The following is a 3,797-nucleotide window of genomic DNA, read 5'->3' on the forward strand; positions in this document are numbered from 1 at the left end:
TTCATTTTCAATTAATCGTTCAGCTAATGAGCTCCCAATATGGCCTGCACCACCCGTGATTAAAAAATTTGTCATAGCATCGATTAACTATTAATTGGCTTGAAATGTTTATTGAGAGATCCCCTTATTAATAGAGAAAATTCGCCTGAATTACTGCATCGCTATCAAAAAACGAAGATATAAAAAACAGAATAGGATGTTTTTAAAAAGTTATAAAATTGATTTTAAATCTCATAAAAAAGTCAACGCTACTATTATATATACGTTGTGTTGACTTTTGAATCCATTTCAATTATTGGAAAATATATGTTTTCTGAAAACTTAATACATCATTTGAACAAAACTGAGCATTAACTAAAAGCGTCCCAAGTAATCTTCAAACCTTCACGAACGGTATATCTTGGGCTATAGTTTAATAATTCATGGGCTTTTGAAATATCGGCCAAAGAATCGCGCACATCGCCCTGACGTTCTGGTCCGTATTGTGCTTCCAGTTGCGAGTTGGCCGCTGCTTTTAAGGAATCCCACAAATAATTAATATCGATACGCTCGCCACAAGCCACATTATACACTTGGTTACCAGCTTCTTTTGAAGCAAACATACCTTTAACATTAGCCTGAACAACATTGTCTATAAAGGTAAAATCGCGCGTTTGTCCGCCATCGCCATTAATTTTTGGAGCAACATTATCTTTTAAAGATTGCATAAACAGTGGAATCACCGCTGCATAAGCACCATTAGGACTTTGTTTGGGACCAAAAACATTAAAGTATCGGAAGCCAATTACGTCAGTGCCATAAGTTTTGCCAAACACATCGGCGTACAATTCGTTAACGTATTTTGTAACGGCATAAGGTGACAAAGGTCGGCCAATAGTTTCTTCTACCTTAGGCAAGGTTTTACTATCGCCATAGGTTGAACTTGACGCGGCATAAACCATGCGTTTTACATTACGATTGTCTTTGATGGCAATCATCATATTCAAAAACCCTGAAATATTGACATCGTTGGTGGTTGCCGGATCATTGATAGATCTTGGTACCGAACCTAATGCCGCTTGATGCGACACAAAGTCCATGTCCTTAACCGCTCTGTGGCAAGTGTCAATATCCCTGATATCGCCTTCAATTAATTCGAAGGCCGGATTGTCCATAAATTCGGTAAGGTTTTCTCTATAACCATTTGAAAAATTATCAAGTACCCTTACTTTTTTGGCACCGTGCTGCAAGAGGTATTGCACCAAGTTGGAACCAATAAAACCTGCACCACCGGTAATTAAAAAACTATATTTTGATAAATCTTCAGTATGATAAGCGTGTGTGTACATTATAATCGGGCATCTACAGATTCTTTTGGCAATAAGGATTTAACGTCAAAAATAACGCCTATATCCGATCTTAAGCCTTGGAAATCCAATTTTAAAAATTCATTGTGAGCTACTGCGAGGATGATGCCGTCATATTTAGAAGCCAATTTGGTATCAGAACAAATCAAATCAAAACCATACTCGTGTTTTACTTCTTCAGAAGACGCCCACGGATCGTAAACATCCACATCGGCATCATAACTTTCAAGTTCATGAACAATATCAATCACTCTTGAATTTCGAATATCCGGGCAGTTTTCTTTAAACGTAATTCCCAAAACCAAAACTTTTGCACCTTTGATGGTCGCGCCTTTTTTGATCATCATTTTAACGGTTTCTTGAGCTACATAACCGCCCATGCTATCATTCATTTTACGGCCTGCAAGGATGATTTCAGGATTATACCCCGATTCGATGGCTTTTTGAGCCAAGTAATAAGGATCTACGCCAATGCAATGTCCACCAACCAAACCTGGAGACATTTTAATAAAGTTCCATTTGGTACCAGCGGCTTCCAAAACGGCTTTGGTATCAATATCCAACAATCGGAATATTTTTGACAACTCATTGACAAAAGCAATATTGATATCACGTTGCGAATTTTCAATCACCTTGGCAGCTTCGGCAACTTTAATACTTGGTGCCATGTGCGTTCCAGCAGTAATTATGGATTTGTAAAGTTCATCTACTTTAACAGCAATTTCAGGTGTAGAACCCGAAGTTACTTTCAAAATTTTGGTTACAGTATGGGTTTTATCGCCAGGATTAATACGTTCCGGTGAATAGCCCGCAAAGAAATCGACGTTAAATTTCAGGCCTGATTCTTTTTCCAAAATAGGTACACAAATATCTTCCGTTACGCCAGGATATACCGTAGATTCATAAATGACAACAGCTCCTTTTTTAAGTATTTTACCAACAGTTTCACTGGCTTTTACCAAGGGTGTGAAAATCGGTTTGTTCAATGCATCAGTTGGTGTTGGCACTGTAACAATATAAAAATCCGAATCTTCAATATCTGATGTATTGTTAGAAACAAACAAACCATTTGACGCCTTTAAGTCGGTAACCAAAATGGATTTCAGATCGTCGTTATCAACTTCCAAAGTTCGGTCAACGCCTTGTTTCAATTCGTCAATTCGCTTTTGATTGATATCAAAACCTACAACTAAAAACTTTTTAGCGAACTCAACAGCAAGTGGTAAACCTACATATCCTAATCCAATGACTGTAATTTTGGGATGACTTATCATGATGTATTTTAAAAATTTAAAAATGAACTGCAAATCTACAGAAAAACTCCAATTCTGAACCCATCTTTTATTGATTTCGAACCTTGACCTTTAAATAATCGTCCTAGTGTAGCTTTTATGCTATGATTGTTGAATCTGAACGTGTTCGATGTTGTTCAAATCTTATAATAGCTCATTGGTCACTGAAAATATAACAGCATATCAATTGAAAAAAAAGCGATAAGTCTGTCAACTGTATTCAAACGGACGGTTATAAAAATAACTGCCCAATTAAATTTTCACTTCAAAAAAGACCTTAGCATTCGATTTTTCGATTTATAGAATTAAAAATTTTTAGGTATTAATTTTAAAAAACTTTTTTATACGACGTACCAGCGGACGCTTTCCGTTTCCTTCGTGATACGAGTTGCCATAGGTGCCATAACCGTAGCCGTAACCATAGCCGTAGCCATAACCGTAACCATAATTATGATTGGTTTTATGCTTGTAGAAGTTGAGGATAAAGTTGATGTTTTTCACTTCGCCCATTCTATATTTTGCGTTGATCAGTGCCAACATCCCTTTTTTGGTATAATCCAAACGCACCATAAACAACGTCGCATCGGCGTATTGCGTCAACTCCAAGGCATCGGTTACCAAACCTAAAGGTGGCGTGTCCAGAACAATCATATCATAACGTCCGCGCACCAATTCCATGAATTCCTTCATGCGGTCGCCCATCAACAATTCCGACGGATTTGGAGGTACCGGTCCTGACGGGATCACATCCAGATTTTCGATATGGGAGGAATAATTGATGTCGTCAAACGAATGTTCACCGATCAAATAATTAACGATTCCTTTTTCATTATCAATTCCAAAATCATCAAAAATCTTAGGCTTTCTCAAATCTACGCCAAGCAATAAGGTTTTTTTACCTGATAAGGCATAAACCGTTGCAATATTGATGGAACAAAACGTTTTTCCTTCGCCACTCACCGACGAGGTAATCATAATGGTTTTTCCGCGACCATCTTCTTCGCCTTGTTTTTTATAGATAAACTGTAAACTTGAACGAATCGATCGAAACGATTCTGCTACCGCTGATTTTGGTTTTTCAAAAACCACTAAATTATTTTTATAGCTATATTTTCCAATCAATCCAAGAATAGGAATGCTGGATAAGCGCTCCACATCG

3 protein-coding genes are annotated in these 3,797 nt (G+C 37.4%); all 3 read right to left on the bottom strand.

Annotated features, from left to right (window positions below; genetic code table 11):
- Positions 1–350: 350 nt before the first annotated feature.
- A complete protein-coding gene (locus VNJ50_RS00420; protein ID WP_325577984.1) occupies positions 351–1,328 on the bottom strand; it encodes an SDR family oxidoreductase in 978 nt (325 codons plus the stop codon).
- Positions 1,328–2,617 carry a nucleotide sugar dehydrogenase gene (locus VNJ50_RS00425; protein WP_325577988.1) on the bottom strand — a complete coding sequence of 430 codons (1,290 nt, stop codon included), beginning with the start codon at positions 2,615–2,617 and terminating at the stop codon, positions 1,328–1,330. The genes VNJ50_RS00420 and VNJ50_RS00425 overlap by 1 nt, the downstream gene beginning before the upstream one ends.
- A gap of 336 nt (positions 2,618–2,953) precedes the next feature.
- The coding region (locus VNJ50_RS00430) for a CpsD/CapB family tyrosine-protein kinase (RefSeq protein ID WP_325577986.1) at positions 2,954–3,797 on the bottom strand (844 nt) is incomplete at its 5' end.

Origin of the sequence: Gelidibacter sp. (genome assembly GCF_035577925.1) — a bacterium.
GTDB lineage: Bacteria > Bacteroidota > Bacteroidia > Flavobacteriales > Flavobacteriaceae > Gelidibacter.

Coding starts and splice junctions, on each gene's coding strand:
- VNJ50_RS00420 (WP_325577984.1), bottom strand. CDS start 1,328: ATGTACACACACGCTTATCATACTGAAGATTTATCAAAATATAGTTTT.